Source organism: Carnobacterium sp., from assembly GCF_032094055.1.
In the GTDB taxonomy this organism is placed as follows: Bacteria; Bacillota; Bacilli; order Lactobacillales; family Carnobacteriaceae; genus Carnobacterium_A.
On sequence record NZ_DAMDAK010000082.1, the window covers coordinates 11,124 to 11,660 of the forward strand.

1 pseudogene is annotated in these 537 nt (G+C 37.4%); it reads right to left on the bottom strand.

The features are described 5' to 3' along the window. Nucleotides 1-537: pseudogene (locus tag RT405_RS11110) on the bottom strand (leucine--tRNA ligase); the annotation flags it as partial.

The following is a 537-nucleotide window of genomic DNA, read 5'->3' on the forward strand; positions in this document are numbered from 1 at the left end:
CCCAATACCGTTGACGCGCAAATAACCAGTCACGTAATCGATAAGTAGTCTCTTGTTTTCCTACACCCTTTTCCTCTAGCCATTCATTCATCTTAACAATCGCAGCTTCTTTGTCTAATCCATTTAAGAAATCAGAATGAATATGTGGACCGTCTTCTTGGAAAGCTTCTTTTTCGATATTTCCGCCTTCTAAAACTGGAACAATAGCCAGATCAAATGTTTTAGCAAATTCATAATCTCGTTGATCATGAGCTGGAACGGCCATAATTGCACCTGTCCCATATGAAGCTAAAACATAATCAGCGATCCAGATAGGCATTTTTTCCCCATTAGCGGGATTGATCGCATAAGCTCCTGTAAATACTCCAGTTTTTTCTTTGCTTAAATCTGTTCGATCTAAATCACTTTTTAAACTCACTTTTTCAATATAAGCCTTAACTTCTGCCTTCTGTTTTGCTGTTGTAATTTTTTCTACTAAATCTAATTCAGGTGCTAACACGCAATAAGTAGCTCCAAATAAAGTATCAGGACGAGTAG